21 protein-coding genes and 1 pseudogene are annotated in these 24,228 nt (G+C 72.6%); 11 read left to right on the forward strand and 11 right to left on the reverse strand.

Annotated elements, in window-relative coordinates:
- Positions 1-20: 20 nt before the first annotated feature.
- Positions 21-269, reverse strand: a complete 249-nt coding sequence (locus BR98_RS01640; protein WP_035839250.1) for an acyl carrier protein — start codon at positions 267-269, stop codon at positions 21-23.
- Positions 270-423: 154 nt separating this feature from the next.
- Here BR98_RS01640 and BR98_RS01645 point away from each other — a divergent pair, with 154 nt between their 5' ends.
- Positions 424-1,404: a biosynthesis cluster domain-containing protein gene (locus BR98_RS01645; protein ID WP_051969188.1), complete on the forward strand. Its 981-nt coding sequence runs from the start codon at positions 424-426 to the stop codon at positions 1,402-1,404.
- 12 nt (positions 1,405-1,416) lie between these two features.
- On the opposite strand, the gene BR98_RS01650 is transcribed toward BR98_RS01645, so the two are convergent.
- On the reverse strand, positions 1,417-2,637 hold the full coding sequence (locus BR98_RS01650) for a beta-ketoacyl-[acyl-carrier-protein] synthase family protein (protein WP_035839253.1): 1,221 nt from the start codon (positions 2,635-2,637) through the stop codon (positions 1,417-1,419).
- Between the two features lie 186 nt (positions 2,638-2,823).
- Here BR98_RS01650 and BR98_RS01655 point away from each other — a divergent pair, with 186 nt between their 5' ends.
- Positions 2,824-3,048 carry a phosphopantetheine-binding protein gene (locus BR98_RS01655; RefSeq protein ID WP_035839256.1) on the forward strand — a complete coding sequence of 75 codons (225 nt, stop codon included), beginning with the start codon at positions 2,824-2,826 and terminating at the stop codon, positions 3,046-3,048.
- Positions 3,049-3,050: 2 nt separating this feature from the next.
- A complete protein-coding gene (locus BR98_RS01660; protein ID WP_035839259.1) occupies positions 3,051-4,256 on the forward strand; it encodes a cytochrome P450 in 1,206 nt (401 codons plus the stop codon).
- Here BR98_RS01660 and BR98_RS01665 read toward each other — a convergent pair.
- The gene (locus BR98_RS01665; RefSeq protein WP_051969189.1) at positions 4,219-4,497 is read right to left on the reverse strand and encodes an acyl carrier protein; all 279 of its coding nucleotides are present in this window, start codon (positions 4,495-4,497) and stop codon (positions 4,219-4,221) included. The two genes, BR98_RS01660 and BR98_RS01665, sit on opposite strands and share 38 nt — an antisense overlap.
- Positions 4,494-6,317: a fatty acyl-AMP ligase gene (locus tag BR98_RS37315; RefSeq protein WP_051969190.1), complete on the reverse strand. Its 1,824-nt coding sequence runs from the start codon at positions 6,315-6,317 to the stop codon at positions 4,494-4,496. Before BR98_RS37315 ends, BR98_RS01665 begins: the two co-directional genes overlap by 4 nt.
- A gap of 327 nt (positions 6,318-6,644) precedes the next feature.
- Between BR98_RS37315 and BR98_RS38900 the strand changes: the two genes are divergently transcribed.
- Positions 6,645-7,841 (forward strand): wax ester/triacylglycerol synthase domain-containing protein, encoded by a 1,197-nt coding sequence (locus BR98_RS38900; protein WP_198042100.1) that lies wholly within the window; start codon positions 6,645-6,647, stop codon positions 7,839-7,841.
- A gap of 46 nt (positions 7,842-7,887) precedes the next feature.
- A complete protein-coding gene (locus tag BR98_RS35910) occupies positions 7,888-8,898 on the forward strand; it encodes an SDR family oxidoreductase (RefSeq protein ID WP_198042101.1) in 1,011 nt (336 codons plus the stop codon).
- Here the strand turns inward: BR98_RS35910 and BR98_RS01685 are convergent.
- Positions 8,843-10,075: an NAD(P)/FAD-dependent oxidoreductase gene (locus tag BR98_RS01685; RefSeq protein ID WP_035839265.1), complete on the reverse strand. Its 1,233-nt coding sequence runs from the start codon at positions 10,073-10,075 to the stop codon at positions 8,843-8,845. The genes BR98_RS35910 and BR98_RS01685 overlap by 56 nt on opposite strands.
- A 182-nt stretch (positions 10,076-10,257) precedes the next feature.
- Here BR98_RS01685 and BR98_RS01695 point away from each other — a divergent pair, with 182 nt between their 5' ends.
- The 3 genes from BR98_RS01695 to BR98_RS01705 all read left to right on the forward strand — a co-directional run bounded on the left by BR98_RS01695 (position 10,258) and on the right by BR98_RS01705 (position 13,498).
- Complete coding sequence (locus BR98_RS01695; protein WP_035839269.1) at positions 10,258-10,875, forward strand: HtaA domain-containing protein; 618 nt, start codon at positions 10,258-10,260, stop codon at positions 10,873-10,875.
- 70 nt (positions 10,876-10,945) lie between these two features.
- Positions 10,946-12,538, forward strand: a complete 1,593-nt coding sequence (locus tag BR98_RS01700; protein ID WP_035839272.1) for a serine/threonine-protein kinase — start codon at positions 10,946-10,948, stop codon at positions 12,536-12,538.
- A 186-nt stretch (positions 12,539-12,724) separates the two neighbouring features.
- Positions 12,725-13,498 carry a DUF1266 domain-containing protein gene (locus BR98_RS01705; RefSeq protein WP_035839275.1) on the forward strand — a complete coding sequence of 258 codons (774 nt, stop codon included), beginning with the start codon at positions 12,725-12,727 and terminating at the stop codon, positions 13,496-13,498.
- A gap of 18 nt (positions 13,499-13,516) precedes the next feature.
- Here BR98_RS01705 and BR98_RS01710 read toward each other — a convergent pair whose 3' ends face one another.
- Both BR98_RS01710 and BR98_RS01715 read right to left on the reverse strand, forming a co-directional pair.
- Positions 13,517-16,234, reverse strand: coding sequence for a helix-turn-helix transcriptional regulator (locus BR98_RS01710; protein ID WP_035839278.1), 2,718 nt, complete (start codon positions 16,232-16,234; stop codon positions 13,517-13,519).
- A gap of 162 nt (positions 16,235-16,396) precedes the next feature.
- Positions 16,397-16,963: a TetR/AcrR family transcriptional regulator gene (locus tag BR98_RS01715; protein ID WP_063774691.1), complete on the reverse strand. Its 567-nt coding sequence runs from the start codon at positions 16,961-16,963 to the stop codon at positions 16,397-16,399.
- Between the two features lie 129 nt (positions 16,964-17,092).
- Here BR98_RS01715 and BR98_RS01720 point away from each other — a divergent pair, with 129 nt between their 5' ends.
- Positions 17,093-17,863, forward strand: coding sequence for a pirin family protein (locus BR98_RS01720; protein ID WP_035839282.1), 771 nt, complete (start codon positions 17,093-17,095; stop codon positions 17,861-17,863).
- A 1-nt stretch (position 17,864) separates the two neighbouring features.
- Here BR98_RS01720 and BR98_RS01725 read toward each other — a convergent pair whose 3' ends face one another.
- The 4 genes and pseudogenes from BR98_RS01725 to BR98_RS01740 all read right to left on the reverse strand — a co-directional run bounded on the left by BR98_RS01725 (position 17,865) and on the right by BR98_RS01740 (position 21,770).
- Positions 17,865-18,626 carry a maleylpyruvate isomerase family mycothiol-dependent enzyme gene (locus BR98_RS01725; protein WP_063774692.1) on the reverse strand — a complete coding sequence of 254 codons (762 nt, stop codon included), beginning with the start codon at positions 18,624-18,626 and terminating at the stop codon, positions 17,865-17,867.
- A 44-nt stretch (positions 18,627-18,670) separates the two neighbouring features.
- A pseudogene (locus tag BR98_RS01730) lies at positions 18,671-19,207 on the reverse strand (MFS transporter); the annotation flags it as partial.
- A 101-nt stretch (positions 19,208-19,308) separates the two neighbouring features.
- Complete coding sequence (locus BR98_RS01735; RefSeq protein WP_035839284.1) at positions 19,309-19,716, reverse strand: (2Fe-2S) ferredoxin domain-containing protein; 408 nt, start codon at positions 19,714-19,716, stop codon at positions 19,309-19,311.
- Positions 19,713-21,770, reverse strand: coding sequence for a heavy metal translocating P-type ATPase (locus BR98_RS01740; RefSeq protein ID WP_035839285.1), 2,058 nt, complete (start codon positions 21,768-21,770; stop codon positions 19,713-19,715). The genes BR98_RS01735 and BR98_RS01740 overlap by 4 nt, the downstream gene beginning before the upstream one ends.
- A 165-nt stretch (positions 21,771-21,935) precedes the next feature.
- Between BR98_RS01740 and BR98_RS01745 the strand changes: the two genes are divergently transcribed.
- Both BR98_RS01745 and BR98_RS01750 read left to right on the forward strand, forming a co-directional pair.
- The gene (locus BR98_RS01745; protein WP_035839291.1) at positions 21,936-22,307 is read left to right on the forward strand and encodes an ArsR/SmtB family transcription factor; all 372 of its coding nucleotides are present in this window, start codon (positions 21,936-21,938) and stop codon (positions 22,305-22,307) included.
- A 95-nt stretch (positions 22,308-22,402) separates the two neighbouring features.
- On the forward strand, positions 22,403-24,166 hold the full coding sequence (locus tag BR98_RS01750) for a cation:proton antiporter (protein WP_035839294.1): 1,764 nt from the start codon (positions 22,403-22,405) through the stop codon (positions 24,164-24,166).
- Positions 24,167-24,228 lie beyond the last annotated feature (62 nt).

Raw genomic sequence — 24,228 nt, forward strand, 5'->3', positions numbered from 1 at the left:
TCCGCCATGCGCCATCCGAATCAACCGGCTGACTGCGCGTCCATCAGGGCAACGATGTCGCCCAGCGTCTCTGCGCTGCGCAGTGCCTGGGCCGGCAGTGCGATGCCCAGGCGCTGGTCCAGTGCGACGGACAGCTCCATCCGGGCCAGCGAGTCGAGGCCGAGGTCCAGGACCGAAGCGGCGGGGTCGATGTCGGGCGCAAGGATGCGAAGCTCCTCGACGAGGATGGACCGCAGGTCGGCGAACAGGTGGGTGTGACGATCGGTCATGAACCATGAACGACCACCGCCACCTCTCCGATACGCCCTGGCCTCGGACCTCTTTCGGTTGAAGAGCAGCTGTCGGAGCGGCTTTCAGGGGACCGGCCGGCTCGGCCTGTGCCATTCTCGGAGCCCGTCCGCCGTCTGCCACGAGGGTTTCCTGATGAGTGACCTGCTGGCCCTGCCCGCCTCCCCCCTGGTCCTCGCGCAGGTTGAGCGGACCGGGCCCGCATCCGTGCGGCGGCTGGTGACCGTGCGACCCGGCATGTGCGGATCGCTCCAGGCGCTGGCGGCCTGCGTGGGTGACTGGACCTGGGAGACGGTGAGCACCGTGTGCGGTTTCGACGTCTTCCGTGCCCGTGACCCTCGCGGCACACCCTCCTACCTCGCCTTCTACTACTACCGCATCGCCTCGGGCGGTGACCTCCACCCGCGGCGGCTCAGCTTCGGGGACCGGCTCGAGGTCCAGTCCCTCGTCTTCGACGCCGGTCGGCTGTCCGTTCTGACCGTCCACCGACTCCGGCTCGTGGCCGACTCGGACGGGCCGGACAACAGCGAGCCGTTCGATCTGGCCGAGCTGCGCACGAAACCCCGGCCCGACTGCCTGTACATCGAGAATCTGAACGTCTGGGTCGCCCGGGGCGATGCTCGGAGCAACGTCGGTCTGGTCCACGCTCCGCCGACCGGGTTCGCCCAGGCGCGGTTGCCGAGGCTTCCCGACGAGTACTCACCACGGGCTCTCTGTACCGCAGCCCGCTCGGCCCATGACTTCCCCGACCCGGCCCGGGACGGTTGGCCGCGATCGGGCCCCGATCTGATCGTCGACCACGCCGTCGACCCCGTCCATGACATCAACGGCGTGGGACTGCTGTACTTCGCCTCGTTCTTCTCGATCGTCGAACGCGCCCAGCTCCAGCGGTGGCGTTCACTCGGCCGCTCCGACCGCTCCTTCCTCGACCGCGCTGTGCTCGACACCCGGATCTGCTATCTCGGCAATGCCGATCTCGATGCGACTCTCCGCCTGCGACTGCGCAGCTCCGTCAACCCTGACGATCCCGCCGAGGAGGCGACCGACGTCGCCGTGCACGACCTCGCCACCGACCGCACCATCGTGGTGGCGAGGTCCCTCGACCGCAGGCGGTGACTTGGCGGTCGGTCAGGGCGTGCGGAAGGCCAGGACGACGTTGTGGCCTCCGAAGCCGAATGAGTTGCTCAGTGCCGCGTCGAGGCGCCGGGGTGCAGCAACCTTGGTGACGAAGTCGAGGTCGAAGGCCGGGTCGGGACGGTCGAGGTTGGCGCTGGGCGGGACCAGGGAGTGCTGCAGGCTCAGCACGGTCAGGGCGGCTTCGACCGCGCCCGCGGCCGCCATGGAGTGGCCGAGCACCCCCTTGGTGGAGTTGACGAGCGGGCCGCTGGGCAGCACCGTGCTGATCGCCTCCGCCTCGACGGCGTCGCCCCGCAGCGTGGAGGTGCCGTGGCTGTTGACGTGGGCCACGTCCTGGTGGCTGAGTGCGGCCTCGGCCAGCGCGGCGCGCAACGCCTGCTTGGCTCCTCGGCCGTAGGGGTGCGGAGCGGTGGGGTGGTGGGCGTCGGTGGTGGACCCGCAGCCGGCGAGCAGCGCCCGGGGTTTCCGCCCGCGAGCCCTGGCCTCGTTCGCCCGTTCCAGGATCAGGACTGCTGCGGCCTCGGCCATCACGAATCCGTCGCGGGCGCGGTCGAACGGCCGGGAGGCGCCGGCCGGATCGTCGCACCGGGTCGACAGGGCGCCGAGTTGGGCGAAGCCGGTGGCGATCAGGGGCGTGTTGGACGCTTCGGTGCCCCCGGTGATGACGATGTCGCACTGGCCGGAGCGCAGCAGGTCCCGCGCGACGACGACGGCGGTCGCACCCGAGGCGCAGGCGGTCGCCGTCACCAGGCTCGGGCCATGGGCCTGGTGGGCGAGCGCGACCTCGCCGGCCGGGGTGCTCGGGGAGATCATCGGGATCAGCAGCGGCGAGATGTGCCGGGGCCCGCTGTCTCGCAGTCGCTGGTACTGGGTCTCCCAGGTCTGGGCGCCGTTCAGGCCGCCGCCGATCACGACGCCGACCCGGGCACCGTCCCAGGTCCGCGAGTCGAGGGCCGCGTCGTGCAGCGCCTCCTCGGTGGCCATGAGGACGAGTTGGGTGGCACGGTCCAGGCGGTAGGCGGTGCGACGCCCGAGGGACTGCGCGGCATCGAAGGGGGGCACCGAGCAGCAGAAGTCGACGGGCAGCCCGACGAGTTGGTCGGCGGTCGCGGCGGTCGGCCTGCCGTCGCAGACGGCCCGCCAGGTGGATTGCGTGTCGAGTCCGGCCGGGGTGACCATCCCGAGACCGGTGACGGCGATGTCGGCTGTCATGCCACGCTCCTTCAGCGGTGGGAGTCCTTCAGCAGCTGGAGTCATGCGGCAGCGGGACACACGGTGCAAACGACCCACGGGGGCGCGAAGTTGCGCCGCGCGCGTGACCGGGACGGCCGCAGCACCGTTACCCGGCTGACCGTGCGCAGTCGCCACGAAGCAGTCCCCACGAAGCGGAGCACCGCCATGTACGACACGCTCATCTCCCTGCTCTTTCGACTCGGGGTCGACACCTCCGACGTCACACCGGAGTCGACCTTGCGCGACCTGGACATGGACTCGCTCTCGATCACCGAGCTGGCGGTCAACGCCTACACCGAGACCGGTGTCCTTGCGCACGGGATGACGCTGGACACGACGCTGGCTCAAGTCGCCCGGCAGCTCGCGGCGGTCGAGCCGCAGGAGGCGTAGCCATGGCCGCGCCGCCGGCCGTCGAAGCCGCCCGACTGGTGCTGCAACTGCGTTCGGCCGAGGACCAGGCGGCGGTGCACGCGCGCCTCGCGGAGCTCGGGCCGGTGCACATGATGCCGTGGAAGGCCGTCGTGGTGACCAGCTACGCGGCCTGCCGGAAGGTGATGACCGACCCCGCCTACGCGACCGTGGACGCCACCTGGCGCGACCGGATCACTCCGGGCTGGCGCGCCAACCAGTCCCTCGTCACCCTCCATTCGGCCCTCCCCACCACCAACCCGCCGTCCCACGCCTGCCTGCGCAGGACGCTCACCGCGGGGCTGTCCCCGACCGCTGCCGCCGCCCTTCGCCCCCAGCTGACGGCGGCCGCCGAGCGATGCCTCGACGACCTGGCCGCCGCGCTGGCCGCTGACGGCACCACCGACCTCGTCCCGGTCCTGGCCGAACGGCTGCCCATGGAGATCCTCTGCACCTGGCTGGGGCTGCCCACCGGGGACGCCGGTCTGCTGGCCGGGCTCACCCGCCGCTGGTCGGTCGCCTACGAGCTCGGCCCCAGCCCCGAGCAGTTGGCCGACGCCGACCGCGCCCACCAGGCGTTGCACGAGTACCTCCGCCCGCACCTGATGGACCGTCACCACGCTCCGACCGACGACACGTTGTCGCGCTGGCTGCTCCCCGCACCACGGGGTGGTGGCCTCGACACGACGCGGGTGCTGACCAACACGACCGTTCTCCTGCTCGGTGCCAAGGACCTCAGCGCCCTGATCACGGCCGCTGTCCACACGCTGCTCACCGACCCGTCCCTGGCCGGTGGGCTGCGCGAGGGCACCGTCTGCGCCGCGGCCCTCGGTGCGGAGATCGCCCGGCTCCGGCCACCGGTCGGCGTCGTCACCCGCGTCGCCACCCGGGACACGCTGCTCGCCGGCGTCCCCGTCGAGGCCGGGAGCCTGGTCCACGCGCTGATCGGGCCGGCCAACCGGGATCCGGCGCGCGCGAACACCATGCTGACCTTCGGTGCCGGCATGCACTACTGCCCCGGCGCGCCCCTGACCAGGTTGCACCTGCAGACGTTGCTGCCGCTGATCGCGCGCTGCTTCCCCGCGCTGCGGCTCGCCGAGCCGCTCCCCCGGTCCACGGGCGTCGCCTTCCCCCACCTTCCGCGTCTGCTCGTCACCGAAGCGCCGAGGGGCCGGAAGCCGCGGGCGTGAGGTCGGCGAGGTAGCTGCCGAGGCTTTCGACGGTGGGGTGGCGCCTCAGGTCGGCCACCGGAACCACCAGTCCGTACCGCGCTTCGAGGTCCCCGGTGATCACCGCCTCCTCCATCGAAGTGACACCGAGCGCGTCCAGCGGCACGGTGACGTCGATATCCGCGACGGGCATCTCCAGCAGTTCGGCCAGTCGGCCGGTCAGCCACTGGACGATCTCCTCGGGGTCGGTCGGGCTGGTCATGTGTTCTCCGCACTGTCGGTGGCCGCGGCCTGGGTCTGCCGGTCCGCGAGGTACCGGTCGCGGCAGTCGCCACGCCGGAGCTTTCCGCTGGTGGTGCGCGGCAGGCTGCCCCTCCGGGCGGCGAGCACCTCGTAGGGCCGCACGCCGTGCCGTTCGGCGACGGCCGCCCGCACCCGGCGCCGCAGCCCGATGTCGTCCGCGCTCTGCGGGCCTGCCGTGAGTTCCACCATGACGATCAGCCGGTCGCCTTCACTGTCCTCGCCCGGCACGGCGAAGGCGGCCACCGATGCGGGAACGGCTTCGGGAATCGCCTGGCGAACGGTGTCCTCGATGTCGCTCGCCGCGTGGTTGGCGCCGTGGATGATGATGACGTCCTTGATCCGGCCGAGGACGAACACCTCTCCGTCGTAGCGGAAGCCCAGGTCCCCGGTACGCAGCCAGCCTCGCTCAGAGCCGCCCGGGGACGTGAGAGTGCGGTCGAACAGCGCGGCGGTGCGCCCGGGTTGGCGCCAGTAGCCGGCTGCCACATTGGGTCCTCGCACCCACAGCTCGCCGACGCGACCGGGCGCCTGTTCGACGCCGGTTTCCGGGTCCGCCACCCGCAGGTCCTGTCCGACCGGGCGGCCGCAGCCCGCCACCGTGGTCACCCGGCCTGCCGGATCCCGGTCGTGCCGGATGCGGATCCGGCCGGCGGTCAGTGCGTCACTGTCCAGGTCGAGTTCGGTCCACCGCTGCCCGACGCGATTGCAGGCCACCAGCACGGTGGCCTCCGCCAATCCGTAGCTGGGCTTGACCGCATCCGGAGCGAGCCCGGCTGCCGCGAAGGCCTCGGTGAAGCGGCGGAGTGTGCCGACCCGCACCGGCTCGGCTCCATTGGTGAGCACCCGGACACTGCTGAGGTCGAGCCCGGCGGGGTCGGGGACCTTCTGGACACACAGATCGAAGGCGAAGTTGGGGCCGCCGCTGAGGTGGGCCCGATGGGTGTCCAGGAGCTTCAGCCACCGCCAGGGGCGTTGGATGAACGCCAGCGGCGACATGAGCGCGACGTGTGCCCCGACCAGCATCGGGGCGAGCACGCCGATGCACAGGCCCATGTCGTGGAAGGGCGGAAGCCAGCTCGCGATGGGCGTGCGGTGGGACAGCCCGGAGCCGTCGATGGCCTGCCGGGTGCTGGCCACCAGGTTGCCGTGGGTGATGACGGCGCCGTTGGGACGCCCGGTGGAGCCCGAGGTGTACTGCAGGTAGGCCGCGTCCGTCAGCCCTGCCCAGTGCCCCGACCAGTCGCCGGCGTGGCGCGGATCGGTCTCCTCCACCGCCCACACGGGTACCCGCCCGGCGCCCAGCCTCCGGCACGCATCCCGCTGCGGCCCGACGGTCAGCAGGCACACCGGGTCCGCGTCCGCCAGGACGGCCGCCAGGCGGTCGGTCCGGCGGGGATCCTCCGGCGGGAACAGCGGTACCGCGATCATCCCGGCGTAGAGGCAGGCCAGGACGGCGACGCCGTACTCCAGGCCCTGGGGGCACAGCACGGCGACCCGCCCGCCCCGGGGGAATCCGGCTTCGAGTGCGGCGGCCAGGGCCCGGGCCCGCAGGTCCACCTGTGCGAACGTGAGGGTCTGCCAACTGCCTTCGGGGTCCTGGCCGTAGCTCACGAAGCTGAGCGCGGGACGGGCGCCGTGTACTGCCGCGTGGCCGCTCAGCACCGCCGGCAGCGGCCGCCACCCGGGTTCGTCCGCCGACGGGTTGCCGGCGGGCGTGGTGCCGACCGTGATCGTCGCGCCCGCCCGCGCGGCGGATCCGAGCACGCGGTGGTCGGGCATAGCGGGGTCCTCTCGCCGGGCGGCCGGGCTGAGCGGTACGCGACGGGTCCCGCGCCTGGTGTGTGCGGCCGCCAGCTGACCGCAACGCCGGCGGGCGACGCCAACGAACCGAGGGCCGATTCCGCCATCCGGGTGATTCATTCCACCCTTCGAGTCAGCTGCCGATCCCGGCTGGTCGAACGCGCGCCGCATGCCGGGGCGATCTGTCACCGCGTCAGTGTCCGCGCGGCCCATGGCTCGTTTCATCGGTTGCACGCCCCTTGCCTCGCCACAGTGCCCTCGGCCCACCGTCCCAGCGGAGCAGCGATGAGTCCCAGCGGAGCAGCGATGACGACGAACAACGCCCCTGCGCCCGATGCCGCCCGGTCGAGCCGTTGCGCTGCCGAACTCGGCTCCGTGCAGGACCGGGGAATGCTGGAGTGGGCCCGCCAACGCCCCGACGACGGGTTCGTCATCGGCGTCGCACTCCGACTTCGGGGCCCCAGGCCCACGCCGGCGCGGCTCGCAGCGCTCCTCGCGGCACGCCTGCCCGCGCTGCCCGGGCTCGCGGAACGGTTGGACGGCCCGACCGGTCAGGAGCGGTGGCGCCCGGCCGAGGACTTCGACGCCGCCCACCATGTGCACACCCTCGACGGTGCGGCCGAACCGCACCGGGGCGCCGAGCTGATGGCCAATCAGCCGGTCTGCGGGGACCGGCCACGATGGGGTCTGTGGCTGCTCGACACCCCGCAGGAGGACGAGTTCCTGCTCGCCTACCGGGTCCACCACGCCGCCCAGGACGGTACGGCCGTCGCCCACACCATCGGGCGGCTGCTCGACGCACGCGTGCCGGCTCTTCCCACTGGCCGGAGCCCCACCGACGCGGGTCGGTGGGCCAGTGCCCCACCCCCGGGCAGCGACCGGCTGCTGGCGGCAGCGGACGTGCCCGTGGAGGCGATGCGCGCGATCAGCCGAGCATCGGGTGCCTCCCTCAACGACGTCCATCTCGCTGCCCTCACCGGGGCCCTGCGCGCTTGGCTGCCACCCGGCGCACGCGACCACCCCGTCCCCGTGCGGGTCCCGTTCAACGTCCGGCTGCGTCAGGAGCGCCAGGACCGGGGCAACCGGTACGGATACAAGCGGGTGCTCCTGCCGGTGGACGAACCGAGTGCGCGGCAACGGCTGGCGCAGGTCGTCGAGCAGACCAGCGTCTGGCCCAGGGACCGCAACCGCCGACTCCTGGACCTCATCCCCGACGACCTGATGCGGGACCACATCTCGGACTTCCTCAGCTCCCAGGACTCCCTGGCGACCGTGACGCTGCTCGGGGCCCACACTCCCCTCGCCCTCGACGGCTCCCCCGTCACCGGCGGCCTCGCGCTGCCCCCGCTGATCGGCGGCCACCTGTTCTCCAGTGTGCTGTTCATCCACGGCGCCCGCGCCTGCCTGTCCGTCACCGCGCAGCGCCGACACGATCACGTGCGCGACCTGCCGCGGCTGTGGCAGCGCGCAGTGGTCGAGCTGGCCACCGCCAGCTGTCCATGACCCCGTAGGCCGGGCTGACCACCTCAGCCCCCGTCGAGAGGCCATCGTGCCCCCTTCTCGTCCCACCGTCCTGCTCACCGGCGCAACCGGGGTGATCGGGGCCGGCCTGCTGCCGGCCCTTGCCGACCGCTATGAGGTCGTCTGCCTGGTGCACCGCCGCCGACCCGAGGGAGCCATCGACTGCGTGCCGGCCGACCTCACCGCCGAGGACCTCGGCCTGAGCGGCCGGCAACGCCGGGACCTGGCAGCCCGCGTCGACGTCGTCGTCCACAGCGCGGCCCTCACCGCCTTCGCCCCGCCCGACCTGACCGCCTTCGACGACATCAACGCCGAGGGCACCCGCCGGATCCTTCGACTCGCCGAGAACGCGGGTGTGCCCGTCGTCCTGCTCTCCTCCGCCGCAGCCGTCTTCGAAGCAGCCGGCGACGATCTCACCGCCCGTTCCATGCGCGCGTACAGCCATTCCAAGCGTAGGGCCGAGGAACTGGCCGCGCAGAGCGGTCTGCCCGTTGCCGTGGTCCGCCCGGCCCTGCTGTTCGCCGCCCGCAGTGCCACCGCCGTCCCCCAACACCAGTTCCCCCACGCCCTGTTCACCGCCATGCTGCAGGGTCGGACCGGCGGACTGCCCATCGACGCGGACCACTGGTGCGACATCCTCCCGATGGAGACCCTCGTCGACTACGTCGTCGCGCTGACCGAGGCCCAGCTCCGCGGCGACGTCGGCGCGCCCGGAATCCACTGGGCCACGGCCGGACCCGCACGGCTGACGGCGGGCGATATGGAACGAGCATGCCTCGCGCTCCTCGAGGAGCTGGGCCGTCCGGCTGCCGGGCAGCTGCTGTCCGCTCCCGACCCGGCCCGGCCGCGGACCCACGGCATGGCCCGCCTGGCCCAACTCGGATTCCAGCCGCCCACCCGACCGGCCCTGCCCACCGACCTGCGCCGCCTGCTGCCCGCCCAACCCACCCGCGGCGAAGTGCTGGAGGCCCTCGCACACAACGTCAGGCGCTGCGCAGGCTTGCCCGCAGAGCTCGCAGCACAGCCGTCGGGCTCATGAGCTGCCAGGGACTGATCAGCCGCGATTCGAACAGATGCAAGTGGCGGGCGATGTCCGGATCACGCACCGCTGCCGAGAACATCAGTCGCTCGAACAGATTGAATCGGCGTCCCTTCGCATAGTCGGCCGCCAGGAAGTGATGGCCCCGCACGCCCCGCCGATGCCGTCGGCGATACCCGTCCAGGGCCCGGCCCAGCTCCCCCTGCTCCGCCAGGGCCGGGCCGACCGCATCGGCGAGCCACTGCGCGGACTGCAGCGCCCACCCGCACCCGACGCCCCACAGCGGGTCGCTGGTCGTCGCGGCGTCGCCGACCAGCGCGAGCCCCGGTGCCGTCGGCCGACGTGAGTGCAGGGGATAACTGACGGTCCCGGTGATCTTCGTGACGCGTTCGGCGGCCTGGATCGGCGGCGCCCCGGGCAGGTCCCGGACGAACGCCGTGAAACTCCCCTCCAGATCCGCCCGGAACGCCGGGAGCTTCTTCTTGTCCGGAAGGACCGAAACGACCGTCACACCACCATCGGTTGGCATGGCGAATGCCACATCGGGTTCGAGGAACCAGGCATGGGTGCCTCCGCCCTCGAGCGGCATCTGCCGGAAGTGGGCGAAGTAGATGAACCGCGCGTTCTCATGTGTACGTGCGCGAAGACCGGCGAGCCCGGCGATCGCGGAGTCCTTGCCGTCGGCGCCGACCACCAGACGGGCCCTCAGTTCCCGCTCACCGTCCGCGGTGCTTGCCCGCACGCCGACGGTACGGCCCCCGACGTCGGTGAGCAGGCCGACCACCGTGTGGCCGAGAAAAAGGTCGACACCCGGTGTCCCGGCCGCCCGAGCACGCATCAGCGGGTCCAGGGTGCTCCGCCGGACGTTGTAGGCATACGGCAGCGGCCCCTCCCCCGGCCTCGGCCTCGGCTCGGTCCAACCCCAACGGGTGTACCAGCGCCCGCCGGTGCGTACCGCCCCGGCCTTCTCCAATTCGGGTACCAGGCCGAGTTCTTCGAGCACCGGATAGGCGCAGGCCTGGATGTAGTGGGTACAGAGCACTTTGTACGCGTCAGGCTCGGTGCGGCGCTCCAGCAGAGCGACCCTGGCCCCACGCCGAGCCAGCAGCACGGCTGCCGCGCACCCCGCAATACTGGCACCACCGATGACCACGTCGTATTCGGCATTGCTGTTCATATGGCGATCTCCTTCACGGCGTCGACCTCGTATAACGGTCACCCCTGTCTGCCGGGTACGGCTTTCCACTACGGGACGGAAAGGTCCGCAGGTCAGGCCCTCCCCTCGGGAGCCGATTGGTCCGCACGGGTGATCTCCGTGAGTTCATCGTTTCCTGACGAACGATCAGTCGTTGCCGGATCATGAGGATCTTCAGTAGCAAGAAGCGTGTTGTCCTGCTCGGACTCGCATCCGCCACCGTCGTCGGCCTCGGCGCGATCCAGGCCGGTGCCGTTACCTTCGATCTGCCCGTGCGCGGCACCGGCACCCAGTGCCTCACTCCGGAGGCGGACCGCAGCCTGGCCGCCCAGAACGTGACGCTGGAGCCCATCGCACCCGCCACCGTCACCAACAACTGCCTCACGTACCCCGGTTCCGGCACGCTCTCACCGCGGCTCACCGGCGGCGAGATCCCGATCCAGGGAGGCATGAGCTTCTCGGGCGGCGGGCACCGGCTCGACCTGTCCAACCTGGTCGTCCACATCCGGCTCGGCGAGGGCTACACCAGCGCGGACGTCTCCCAGGACGGCGCGCCGGCGACCAACATCCACCTGCTCACCTTCCCCGTCTCTCCCAGCCGGGTCGAGTTCACGCCCACCACCGTGGACACCAAGGACATCCCGCTGCGCCTCTCGGCCCCGGCTGCGGCCGCCTTCACCGACGCCTTCGGCGAAAGCCCCGTCGAGGTCGGCGAGACGCTCTTCACCTTCGCCGGACACGCGGAGATCACCAACCCGCTGGGGGGCTTCCCCACTCCGTAGTCGTCCCCCTGCCCTGAGCCACCGTGACCCCCTGCGGACCTGACGGCGCCGCACCCCTACGATGACCGCCATGAACACAGGGGGTCGGAACACCCAGCTCATCGATGGTCGCTTCGAGCTCCTCGAACGGCTCGGCGGCGGCGGGATGGGGCTGGTCTGGCGGGCGCGCGACACCGCGCTGCACCGCGAAGTCGCGCTGAAGGAGGTCCGTCCGCTGGACCCGGCGGTGCTCGAGGACGACCCGGAGGCGGCGCGGGTGCTGCGGGAGCGGGTGCTGCGCGAGGCCCGTTCGCTGGCCCGGCTGAGCAATCCGCACGTGGTGACGATCCATCACATCGTGGATCTGCCCGAATTCCCGCATCCGTGGCTGGTCATGGAACTGGTGACCGGCGGCTCGCTGCACGACCGGCTGGCGCGGGGCCCGCTGTCACCGGCCGAGGCGGCCCGGCTCGGCCGCGGGGTGCTGTCCGCGCTGCGCGCCGCACACGCGGCCGGTATCCAGCACCGTGACGTGAAGCCCGGCAACGTCCTGCTGCGTGCTGACGGCACGCCGGTCCTCACCGACTTCGGCATCGCCGCGCTGCGGGAGTCGACCAGTCTGACCGCGACCGGGGGGCTGATCGGCTCACCCGAGTACATCGCTCCGGAGCGGATCCGCGGTGAGGAGGGCAACCCGGCCTCGGACCTCTGGTCGTTGGGGATGATGCTCTACGTCGCGGTCGAGGGCCGGCACCCGCTGCGGCGCGCCACCAATATCGCGACCCTCGCCGCCGTGCTCGACGAGCCGATTCCGTCGCCCGCACGGTCCGGACCGCTGGGCCCCGTGCTCAACGCCCTGCTGGTCCGAGACGCCGCGGCCCGGCCGAACGCCGAGCAACTCGACCGACTGCTCGCCGAGGCCGAGGTTGAAGCAGCGGCCGGGGCAACGGCCGGGCCAGGAGCCGCACCGGGCGCGCAGCCGACGGCCGAGACCGTGCGCGCCCCGATCGACACCGTGCGGTTGGGCACGGAGCCCCACACCTCCCCCACCCGGCTCGACACCCTGCGCCCCGAGCCCGACCGGCCCCGCCGGGTCGGCGGCTACTCCAGGCGCAGGGCGATCTGGTCCAGCTGGTCCGCCGCCGCGGTCCTGGCCGGCGCCGTGCTGTGGACGGTGAACTACGGCTACGGGCAGGACGATCCGTCGAACCACCAGCCGGTCACCGCCTCTCCCGAGCACCCGGGCCTGATCACCCCGCAGGGCGCGCGCTCGGTGGTCCAGGCGATGAGCCCGCAGCTGGGCGGCACTCGGGTCCTGGAGTTCTGGCTCTCCGCGGACAACGCGTACGCACGGTCGCCCACCCCGGGCGACCCGAGGCTCTACGACAAGTGGGACTACCGGGGCGGCAAGACCACCCGCAATCCGCTGGGTGGCGGCACGATCGCGGGCACGGGCAAGGTGCTGGACCTCAACTCGGTGGCTTGGGACAAGCTTCCCGGGCTCCTGCAGAAGGCCTACACCGACCTCGGCATCGCCCACCCGACCGACGAGTACGTCATCGTGCAGGACGACGTGTACACGCCCGGAGAAGCGATCATGGTCTACGTCAAGGACGCGTACGGCTCCGCCTATCTGACGGCGAATCTCCAGGGCGAGGTGCAGCAGACCAGCCCACGTGGATGAGTGAGGCAGCTAGATTCATGTGAGTTTACGTAGTTCTACCGATGTCCCCGCGCGCGATCTCCAGGAGCATGTGAGGTGCGGCGTCGAGGCGAGGTCCATCCAGCGCTCCGCCGCACCTGACGTGCCATCAACCGGATGCCGGCCCTCGCCGGCTCCTGACAGATTGAACGCGGAGACACGCAACGCATGGGTATTTTCGGCTCGATCAAGGGCCTTTTCACGTTCAGCTACAACACCCTGGCCGACGCACCGGCGCTGACCACCGAGCAGGAGCGCGGCCTCGCGCTCGGAGCGGTGTACGCGCTCGAGGCCCATCTGCCGATCAACGCCCTGACGGCGGAGGCCGATGCCAAGACCGCCGCCAAGGTGGTGCGCGGCCCGTGGGGAGCGGTGGACACCGAGTCCGCCCGGGGGGTCTACCAGTACCTGCTCGGCTCCGGGCACCGGGGGATCTACCAGGTGCTGCGCCCCTACCTCGAGGAGATCGGGCAGGCGACGAAGCGCAGCGAGCACGTCGCCATCCATCAGCGCGCGACGCAGGAGCTGCCCGAGGCGGCGCGACGGCACGGGCTCGACCCCGAGGACGTGCTGCGCTACCTGAACGGCTACACCCGCACGGTCTACTACGTGGAGCGCAGCCTTCCGGAGAAGCTGCCGAAGTCGATCGCCGGCTGGGACGCGGCCCGCGTGGTCCAGGTCAGCCGGCTCTTCCTGGACGCCGGTTTCATCCAGCCGGAGGAGGCCTGGGCGGCGATCGCGCAGGCGGTGCAGCTCGCGCGCGCCGAGCACGCGTCCTGGGCGGAGTTCAACGGCGGCTTCATCTTCGGCCGCGCGTTCTGGCAGATGGGCATGGCAGGCGCGGACGGGGAGAAGATCGAGCGGGACGTCTCGACCTTCCAGTTCGAGTCCGAGCGCCTGCTCACCCGTGAGGACAGCCCCTGGGCCCGGCTCGCCTGGTAGCAGCCGCCCGCCCCGGGCTCACGGTGCGTCAGCGGCGGTGGCGAGCAGGGCGTGGGTGAGGCTCGCCCGGTTGGGGACGCCGAGCTTGCGGTAGATCCGGCCCAGGTGGCTGTCGATCGTGCGGATGCTGATCACCAGGGCCTCGGCGATCTCGCCGCTGGTCAGGCCGGTGCTGGCGAGGCGGGCGATCTCCCGTTCCCGCGCGGTGAGCACGGCCAGCGCGCCGAGCGGTCCCGGGGCTCCGGTCCCGGCGGTGTGCGCGGCGAGCCGACCGCGCTGCTCGGCGACTTCCTCGGCCAGTCGGGCCGAACCGCACTGGTCGGCCAGCAGCGCCGCCCGGTCCAGCCGGTCGGCCACCTGATCGGTTGCTCCCGCGTCCAGTGCGAGCGCGGCCGCCATGACCAGGGTGCGGCCGACCTCGAGGCGCTCACCGCCGGCGGCGAACTGCGCGATCGCCTCCTGCGCGCTGAGCAGGGCCTGCTCGGTCGCCCCGCGCACGGCGTGGGCCCGCATCCGGGTGCGAAGGGCGAAGCCGGTCCGGCTCGCGGAGGGCAGTTGCTCGACGCAACTCTCCGCGAGCCGCGCCCAGTGCTCGACCGAGGCCTGGTCGCGCTCGGCCAGGGCCGTCTGGGCCAAGGTGTCGCAGAAACGCGGTTGGCGCCAGGTGGTGAGCCTGGGCAGGTCGGTTCCACCGGCCGCGTCCAGCAGCAGCCAGCCGGCGCGGACCGGGTCGCCGGTGAGCAGGACCAGTCCTGCTGCCAGGCAGCGGACGCCGACGGCCCACCCGGGTGACTGTCCGTCGGCGATCGCTGCGGCCCGGTCGGCCAACTCGACGGCCTCCTGCAGGTCGTCCGCGCTGCCACGCCAGAGCAGCGCCTCGGATCGGAACACCGCCAGGCCGGCCCGGGTCGCGGGGTTTCCGGCGCGTTCGACGAGCGGGGTGGCCTCGTCGAGGGTCGTCAGGGCGCGGCGCAGGTTCCCGGCCCGCAGCTGGGTGTTGGCCAGGCTCATCAGCGTCATGGGCCGGACATAGGTCTGCCCGGTGCGCCTGGCCAGCGCCGCACCGCGGCCGAGGTGGCGTTCGGAGTCGGCGAGGAGTCCCAACATCCCTTCGGTCATGCCCAGTTGGTAGGCGGCCTCGAGGTTCGTCAGCAGCGTGGCGTCGGAGCTGGCGTCGAGGAGTTCGGCCGCCCTGGCCACCGCGGTGCGGGCGGCGGCGAGGTCGGCGGTGAACAGGTGGGCGAGGGATGCCTGGGCCAGGGCGTTGGCCTCACCGACCCGGTCATGGTGCCTGCGCGCGATCGCCGCACCCGTCTCGGCGTGCTGCAGGGAGGTCGCGAAGTCCTGGAGGTCGTAGGTGTAGTTGGCGAGTTCGGCGTGCAGGGCGGCGGCCGTCGCGGAGTCCTGGTCGGCCAGTGCCGTGAGCCCGGCGCGGGCGATGGCTCCGGCTTCGGTGAAGCGACCGAGCCGGCGTTCGAGCCGGCTGGCGTCGGCCAGCGCGGTCGGGGCACTGCTCTGCTGCGGCGACCGGCCTGGTCCGGCGGTGCGCAGCGCGTCGAGCAGCGCGCGCGATTGCGGTGCGTCTCCGGTCAGCAGCCGGGTCTGGGCCAGCAGGACGCGCGCCTCGTGCCAGTGCGGCTCGCCCTCGTGGAGCAGGGCCAACGCGGCTTGCAGGTACTCGGCCGCAGCGGCGGGCGAGCTGTGCAGCGAGTCGCGTGCGGCGGCGATCAGGGTCGTCACGTGCTCCGGTCGGCTCGGGTCGGCGGCCCGTACGACGTGCTGGGCGCGCCGGGCGATCGGCGCCGCCCGCTCGGCCAGCGCGAGTTCGGCGCTGCGGTGCAGGGCGAGCCGGCGGCTGGGTTCGAGTCGCTGGTAGACCACCTCGCCGACCGCGCGGTGCCGCAGCATCAGCTGGGGCGCCGGGTCGGCCGGCCGGACCAGGTCGAGGCGGGCGAGGACGTCCAGGGCCGGCATGGTCGCGGCCACCTCCAGCCCGGCGACCGCGGCGAGCAGGTCCGGGTGGCACGGCTCGCCGAGCACCGCTGCGGCCTGGACCACGGCGAGCGCGGTGTGGTCCAGCTCGGCCAGCTCGCCGAGGATCGCCAGGGCGGCGTCGGCGCTCGCCTCCCCCTTGGCGGCGAGCACCTTGAGGTACTGCGGATTGCCCTGGGCGGCGCGGTGGACCTGCTCGGCCTCCGGGTGGTCGCCGAGCAGGGCGAGGGCCTGCTCGCGGGAGAGCGTTCCGAGGTGCCGTACCGCGAGCCGGCCCGCCGACGCGGCGCGGGAGAGCACGGCGGCCAGCGCCGGTGTCAGCTGGCGCCGCCGGTAGGCCAGCAGGAGCAGTACCGGACTGGTGGCGGCCGTGCGGAGCAGCCCTTCCAGGTCCGGTATCTGATCGATCGTCAGACGGTGCAGGTCGTCCATCGCGACCAGTGTGGCCGTCCCCGGGTCCGGCTGTCCGTGCAGCTCGCAGCAGGTGTTCGTCGGCGGGCGGAGGTCGCGGGGCGTGCGGGCGAGCGGGCAGGGGCCGTCCGCCGCGACCACCCGCACTCCGGCGGCCCGGGCGTACCCGGCTGCCGCCAGCAGCAGCGTGCTCTTGCCGATGCCCGGCTCCCCGACCAGCGCGATCGCCCGCCCTCGGCCGGCTGCCAGCTCGCCCAGGGCCGCGAGCACCTCCTCGAGCTCGGCCTCCCGGCCGACCGGCCGCGAGTCGTGACTCCACAGATCGTCAGACATGCACGGCAGAGTAGTCGCCCCCGCCGACGCCTCCGCTCGACGGCCTGCGGCGCTGCCCCGGGGGCGCCTGTGCCTCGCGCAGCCGCAGAGCTCTATGAGTGGTTGACCACTTACTCATGCGCCAGAAGGAGGCGGGGCTACACACCCCGCCGACCCCGCTTCTCAGTCGTGCCTGACACCCGCCGACAGCGTCCGCATCCAGGGCGCGTCCACCTCGTCCGCACCCATCGAGACGATCAGGTGGCACAGCATGCCGACGGCGAAGAACTGCTGGACCTGCTCCTCGCTGCCGCCGGAGGCGCCGCGCACGTACTCCACCAGTCGCGCGTAGCCCCGGCGGACCACCTCGCGCACGGCAGGCTCGGAGACGGCCGCGGCCTGGGCGTGCAGCTGGATCAGCATGAGGTCGTTGTCGCTGATCAACCGGGCGTAGGCGTCACCCATGGCCTTCAGCACCACCTCCGGCGAGCTCCCCGTGGCCTCGGCGACCGCGCTCTCCAGGCTGGCCCGCACCTGGACGAAGCAGTGCTCGACCACGGCCGCGAAGAGCGACTCCTTGCTGGGGAAGAGCCGGTAGACGTAGGCCTGGGAGATGCCGGCCGCCTTGGCCACCTCGGTGGTGGTGGTGCCCCAGTAGCCCCGCGCCGCGAAGGCGCCGATGGCGGTGCGCAGCACCGTCTCGCGACGCTCCTCGGCGGTGGACAGCCGGCGGGCTCGCTCCTTGCTCATGTGAGTACTCAACCACTCACACTTTTGCCCGTCAACGGCATGGCGGAATAGTTGAATGATGAACTAGGTTGCGTGGTGCGAAGGCCTCGCGAAGCACGTCGGGGCGGGAACGCCCGAAAGGACCATGGGATGAACACCACCGCAATCCACCCCCGGATCGATGTCCGCCGGGCCGGCGAGCGCTCGGCCACGAAGATCGACTGGCTGGATTCCAAGCACTCCTTCTCCTTCGGCGGGAACTACGATCCCGCCAACACCCACCACGGACTGCTGCTCGTCAACAACGACGACATCGTCCGACCGGGCAGCGGCTTCGAGACCCACCCGCACCGCGACATGGAGATCGTCACCTGGGTGATGCAGGGCTCCCTGGTCCACCAGGACTCCACCGGCCACTCCGGCGTGATCTATCCCGGACTCGCCCAGCGCATGAGCGCCGGCACCGGGATCCTGCACTCGGAGAAGAACGACTCCTGGCGGCTGAGCGGCGCCGACGCCCACACCGACCCGGTCCACTTCGTCCAGATGTGGGTCGTGCCCGACGAGCGCGGGATCACGCCGGGCTACGAGCAACTCGAAATCGACGACGCGCTGCTGTCCGGCGCGCTGATCCCGGTCGCCTCCGGGATGGACAAGCACGACGGCGCGTCGGCGATCCGCATCAAGAACCGCCACGCGGCGCTGCATGTCGCCCGGCTGCAGCCCGGCCAGAGCGTCGAGCTGCCCGACGCCCCCTTCGTGCACCTGTTCGCCCCCCGCGGCGACGTCATCCTCGAAGGCGTCGGCCCCCTGACCTCCGGCGACGCCGTCCGCTTCACCGCGACCGGCGGGCAGCGGGTCACCGCGGTCGAGCCCGCCGAGATCCTGGTCTGGGAGATGCACGCCACCCTCGCGCTCTGACTCAGTGCCAGCCGGGGGCCGGCGGCAGTGGCCAGGTGGGCGGCCCGGGCAACGGACGGGCTTCGGCGGGCTGGGCGGTGATGAGTTGAGTCACGGTGAGTTGAGCGGCGGTGAGTTGAGCGGCGGGGGTGCGGCCGCTCAGCCAGCCGAGCAGGGCGTGGCCCTCACCGGTCAGGTCGGGGCCGGTCGCGGAGACCGTCCAGGAGCGGCCGAGGTCGACCGCCTCGACCCGGCCGACCGGGAACTCGCGCGCGGCCAGCGCGGCGAGGGTGTCGTCCAGCGCCCAACTCACGTAGCGGGCGGGCCAGTCGCTGGTGCGGTAGCCGAGGTCCAGGTCGAGGTGGTGGGTCTCCAGCTCGCGCCAGCAACGGTGCAGGGTGTACCAGGCCGGGTGCCGCCAGCCCGCCAGGGCCGTGACCAGGGTGTCCCAGCGGTCCTCCGGCATCGATTCGGCGTCCTCGAGCAGCCGCCCGAGCCGGGCGCGCAGTCCGGCGACGAGTTCGGCGGCCGGCCGGGCGGCGCCGTCCTCGACGGCGCGCGCGAGGGCGTCGGCGCTGGGCCTCGGGCCGGGCTCGACGCCGGTGCGGGCCACGGCCAGCAGCCACAGGTAGGCGTCGGCAGCGCAGCCGACATGGGCGATCACGTTGGCGCGGGTCCAGCCGGGCAGCGCGGCGGGCTCGCGCACCTGGGCGTCGCTCAACTGGTCGAGGGCAGCGGCGAACCGGGCGCCGGAGCGGGTGACTTCGTCGATGATCTCGCGCATGTCCGTACGGTAGTGCCGCGCGTGTTGTGACAGTGCTGGTCACTCGACCGCGTGGCGCCCGCGTGGGCCAGCAGTCGGGTGGACCACGGTGAGGCGACCAGTGCGCCGCCGCCGAACCCCATGATGGCGATGCCGGTGGCGAGCCCGGGGCAGTCGGGGAACCACTTGATCAGGGTGGAGACCGGTGAGATGTAGCCGATGCCGCCGATCACCCCGTACCCGAGGAGCACCAGCCAGTACTGCCGGGTGGCCGCACCGAGCGCGGCCACCAGCAGGCCGGAGCTGAAGCAGAGCGTCGAGACGGCCATCGCCCAGCGTGGGCCCCGCCGTTCGACGACGGTGCCGCCGAAGGCGGCCGACAGGCCCAGCATGACGATGGCGAACTGGAAGGGCAGCGCACTCTGCGTGCCGCTGAGGTGCAGGGAGTTCTCCAACGGGGGCTTGAAGACGCTCCACGCGTAGGCCTGACCGATGGCCAGGTGGATGGCCAGCGCGGCGGGTGGGACCAGCCACCGGTTCCAGGACGGCGGTGCGACGGCCCGGGCGCCGGCGAGCGGCCCGGATGGTGCGGACGTGGTCATCAGCGACCTCCTTGCCGGCCTGATCCTTCGGCCAGCCCACCATAGGGCCCTGGGACGGAACTTGACAGCCCATCGTCAACCGGGCGAAGCGTGGTGGGTGATCAGCTGTCGAGAGCCTGCCGGATGCGGCGGGAGGGCGCGAAGGTGTAGAGCTCGAGGATGTCGGGCGGCTCGACCAGGCCGGGGCCGCCCGCCTTGACCCAGGCGGTGATGTCGGCCGCCGCGTCGGGGTCGTTGACCAGGCCCAGCCACACCGGCCGGCCGCCGGCCTTCCGTCCCTCGGCGGAGGGCTGTATGACGATCACATTCGCCTGGTCGCAAGCGTCCAGACAGTCGGTCGGCCGTACCGTGGCGACCGAGGCCAGCGCGGCGCGCAAGCCGGTGAGTTGGGCGGCGTGGTCCAGGCCGGGGACCTTGGGGGTGCCGCAGCAGCAGCCGCGGCAGACCGTGACGGTGCATGGGGCGGCCGCCACCTTCCCGGTGACCGTCCGTCGGCTCTGCTTGCTCACTTCACACCTTCCACGCCGGCCCGCTGCCAGGCCGCGTCCCGAAGAAGTCGCAGGCCATTGAGCCCGACGATAACAGTGGAGCCCTCGTGGCCCAGGACGCCCAGGGGCAGCGGCAGCCGGCCGGCCAGGTCCCAGAGCACCAGGCCGGAGATGAAGACCGCGGCGATCACCAGGTTCTGCACCACCAGGGCGCGGGCCCGCCGGGACAGGGCGACGACCGCGGGGACGGTGGCGAGTTCGTCGCGGACGACGACCGCGTCCGCGGTCTCCAGGGCCAGGTCGGAGCCGGCCCGGCCCATCGCGATGCCGGAGTGGGCGGCGGCCAGCGCGGGGGCGTCGTTGACGCCGTCGCCGATCACCAGCACCTTTCGGCCTTCGCGTTCCCGTTGCCGGACGGCGGCGACCTTGTCCTGGGGCAGCAGTGCCGCGCGCACCTCGGTGATGCCGACCTCGGCGGCGAGACGGCCGGCGGCGCGCGGGTTGTCGCCGGTCAGCAGCATCGGGGCGGTGCCGGTCAGCGCGCCCAGGGCGGCGACGGTGCGGGCGGCGTCCGGGCGCAGGCGGTCGGCGATGCCGAGGATCCCGACCGGGTCGCCGTCCCGCTTGACCAGCACGGCGGTGCGGCCGCCGCGCTCCAGGTCCGCCGCGACGGCCGCCGCCTGCGCGGTGGTGGTGTCACGGGCGGTGGTGGTGTCACGGGCGGTGGTGGTGTCACGGGCGAGGCCGGCGTCATCGGCAGCGGCGGCAGCACAGTCGGCGAGCAGGCGGGCCGGGGCGCCGACGGTGATCACCGCCCCGTCGATGGTGGCGGTCACGCCGAGGCCGGGAGTGGAGGCGAAGTCCAGGGCGGGCGGCAACTCCAGGCCGCGTTCGCGGGCGGCGGCCAGCACGGCGCGGGCCAGCGGGTGCTCGCTGGGGTGCTCGGCGGCGGCGGCCAGCGTCAGCAGTTGATCCCGGGTCAGCCCGCCGCCGGCCAGCGGGTGGATCTCGGTGACCCGGGGGGTGCCCTCGGTCAGGGTGCCGGTCTTGTCGAGGGCCACCGCGTCGATCTGGCCCAGCCGCTCCATCACCACGGCGGACTTCACCAGCACGCCGTGGCGTCCGGCGTTGGCGATCGCGCAGAGCAGCGGCGGCATGGTGGCCAGCACCACGGCGCACGGCGAGGCGACGATCATGAACGTCATCGCCCGCAGCAGCGCGCCGGTCAGGTCGGCGCCGAACGCGAGCGGGACCGCGAAGACGGCCAGGGTCGCGAGGACGATGCCGATCGAGTAGCGCTGCTCGACCTTCTCGATGAACAGCTGGGTCGGGGCCTTGGTCTCGGAGGCCTCCTCGACCATGGCGACGATCCGGGCGATCACCGAGTCCGAGGCGTCCCGCTCGACCCTGACCCGCAGCGCGCCGGTGCCGTTCAGGGTGCCGGCGAAGACTTCGTCGCCGGGCTGCTTGGCGACCGGCAGCGGCTCGCCGGTGATGGTGGCCTGGTCGACCTCGCCGGCCCCGTCGAGCACCCGCCCGTCGGCGCCGACCCGCTCGCCGGGGCGGATCAGGATGGTCTCGCCGACCGTCAACTCCTCGGTGGCGACGGTCTCCTCGGTGCCGTCCGGCCGCAGCCGGGTGGCGGTGGCCGGGGCCAGGTCGAGCAGGCCGCGCACCGAGTCCGCGGTGCGCGCGGTGGCCAGCGCCTCCAGCGCGCCGGAGGTCGCGAAGATCACGATCAGCAGTGCGCCGTCCATCAGCTGCCCGATCGACGCCGCGCCGACCGCGGCGACGATCATCAACAGGTCCACGTCGAGGGTCTTCTCGCGCAGGGCCCGCAGCCCGGCCCAGGCCGGTTCCCAACCACCCGTCAGGTAGGCGATCGCGTACAGCGGCGCCCAGGCCCAGGCGGGGGCGCCGGTCAGCTGCAGCGGCAGCGCGAGCAGGAAGGCGAGGGTGGCGGCGGCCGCCCAGCGGGCCTCGGCCAGTGCGAAGACCCGGGTGCGGCGCCGGGGAGCCACCGCATCGCGCGGGGCCGCGGCGGCGGCCGGGCGTTCGGTGAGGGTCGTGGACATCGGTGTGGTGTTCCTTCACGCGGGCAGGGCGGCGGGCAGGACAGCAGCAGGGCAGGGGCAGGACGGACAGGGCGGCGGGCAGGACGGATCCGTGGCGAACCGGGGCTCGCCCACCATACAGGAACATATGAACAGTCCTTCATCTGTCTCTTGTAGGATAGGCGCATGGGTCATGGAGTCGTCAACGCCGCCGAGAACACCGTCCCGCGCACCCAGCTGGACGCGTCCAACGCCGCCAAGGTGGCCACCACCCTGCAGGCCCTGGCCACCCCCTCCCGGCTGCTGATCCTGGCCCGGCTGCGCCAAGGCCCGTGCGCCGCCACCGAGCTGGCCACCGAGGTGGGCATGGAGCAGTCGGCCTGCTCGCACCAGCTGCGCCTGCTGCGCAATCTCGGCCTGGTGGTCGGCGAGCGGCACGGACGCTCCGTGGTCTACGCCCTGTACGACAACCATGTCGCCGCCCTGCTCGACCAGGCCGTCTACCACGTGGAGCACCTGCGGCTCGGCCTCAACGACGCGGCGGACGCCCAGGACTGACCTGCGGGCAGCCCGAGTAGGCCGAACCGGTGAACGCTCCGGCTCGGCCCCGGACCGGAGTGCGGCGGGCCGGTTCGGCCCAGTGAGATGGGACCATGACGTCCCAGCAGATCCTCATCGGCCTGGGCCTGACCGTGGTGCTGGCCGTCGCCGCGCAGGTGCTGGCCACCCGGCTGCGGATCCCGGCCATCATCGTCCTGCTGCCGGTCGGGTTCACCGCCGGTGCGATCACCGACAACATCCATCCGGACGATCTGCTCGGCCCGGCCTACCCGCCGCTGGTCTCGCTCGCCGTCGGCGTCGTCCTCTACGACGCCGGGCTCGGCCTCGACCTGGCCAAGCTGGTCGGGCACGACCGGCGCACGGTGATCCGGCTGGTCTGGATCGGGGTGCTGCTCACCTCGGTGATCGCCGCACTGGCCGCCGTGCCGCTGCTCGACATCTCCGCCGAGGCGGCGGCCATGCTCGGCGCGATCCTGGTGGTCTCCGGCCCCACCGTGGTCGGGCCGCTGCTCGGCTACGTGCGACCGAAGGAGCGGCTGCAGCGGATCCTGATGTGGGAGGGCTCGCTGATCGACGCGGTCGGCGGGATCCTGGGCGCGCTGGTCTTCCACGTCCTGCTGAACGAGCGCCGGCACGGCCTGGGCGCCTGGCTGCTGGAGTTCCTGGCCAGCACCGCGATCGGCCTGGCCGGCGGTCTGCTCGGTGCGGCGCTGCTCTGGTGGCTGCTGGTCCGGCTGGAGCTGGGCGAGATCCTCGGCACCACGGCGCAGCTGGCGGTGGTGATCGGGGTGGCGGCCGCTTGCGACACCGCCCGGGACGACACCGGGCTGATCGCGGCCGTGGTGATGGGTGTGGCGGTGGCCAGCGTCCCCGAGTTCGACCTGCCGGCCCGGCGGCCTTTCTTCGAGGCGCTGGTCTCGCTGATCGTCGGGGTGCTGTTCATCTCGATCTCGGCCACCGTCACCTGGACCTCGCTGCGGCCGGTGGTCCTGCCCGCGCTCGGCCTGGTCGCCGTCCTGGTGCTGGTGGCCCGGCCGCTGGTGGCGGGACTGTCCACCCTCGGCACCGACCTGGCCCGGCCCGAACGCGCCTTCCTGGGTTGGATGGCGCCGCGCGGCATCGTCGCCGCCTCGACCGCCGCCACCTTCTCCACCGAGCTCGCCATCGGCGGCATCGACGGCGCGGCCCGGATCCTGCCCGTGACCTTCGTGGTGATCGTCGCCACCGTCACGCTCTACGGGCTCAGCGCCGGACCGGTGGCCCGGCGGCTGGGCGTGATGCGCCCCGCCCGCTCGCGGCCGCTGCTGGTGGGCGGCGACCCGTGGGCGGTCGAGCTGGGCCAGGTGCTGCGCTCGACCGGGCTGGACGTGCTGATGTGGGCTGCCCGGGCCGACCAGCGGGACCGGATCAGCGCCGCGGGCCTGGAGCTGGCGGTGGGCGAGCTGCTGGCCACCGCCACCGGCGAGGGCGCCGAGCAGGAGAGCGTCACCGCCGTCTTCCTGCTCACCGGCGAGGACGAGTTCAACGCGCTGGCCTGCGCGGTGCTGCGCGAGGACACCGAGCTGCCGGTCTTTCAGTTGGCTCCCGCCGAGCCGGGCGAGGGCGTGGTCGCGCCCGGCCGGGACGGCTCCGTGCTTTTCGGCCGACGGCTCACCGGTGAGGCGGTGGCCCGCCGGTTCGCGGCTGGTGCCCGGCTGACCGCGCGGCCCGCCGGGGAGTCGGTGCCGCCGGGCCACGAGGCGCTGTTCCTGGTGGACCCGGCGGGCCGGCTGACGCCGGTGACCGCCGACCGCCGCCCGCCCACCGGGGGCGAGGACGGCCTGTACGTCCTGCTCGGGCCCGACCACCGGGACTGACGGGCCGGGCCGAGCGCTACTGGGCGAGGGTCACTAGCAAAGGTCACTGAGTGAGGGTCAGT

Origin of the sequence: Kitasatospora azatica KCTC 9699 (assembly GCF_000744785.1) — a bacterium.
GTDB classification, from domain to species: Bacteria; Actinomycetota; Actinomycetes; order Streptomycetales; family Streptomycetaceae; genus Kitasatospora; species Kitasatospora azatica.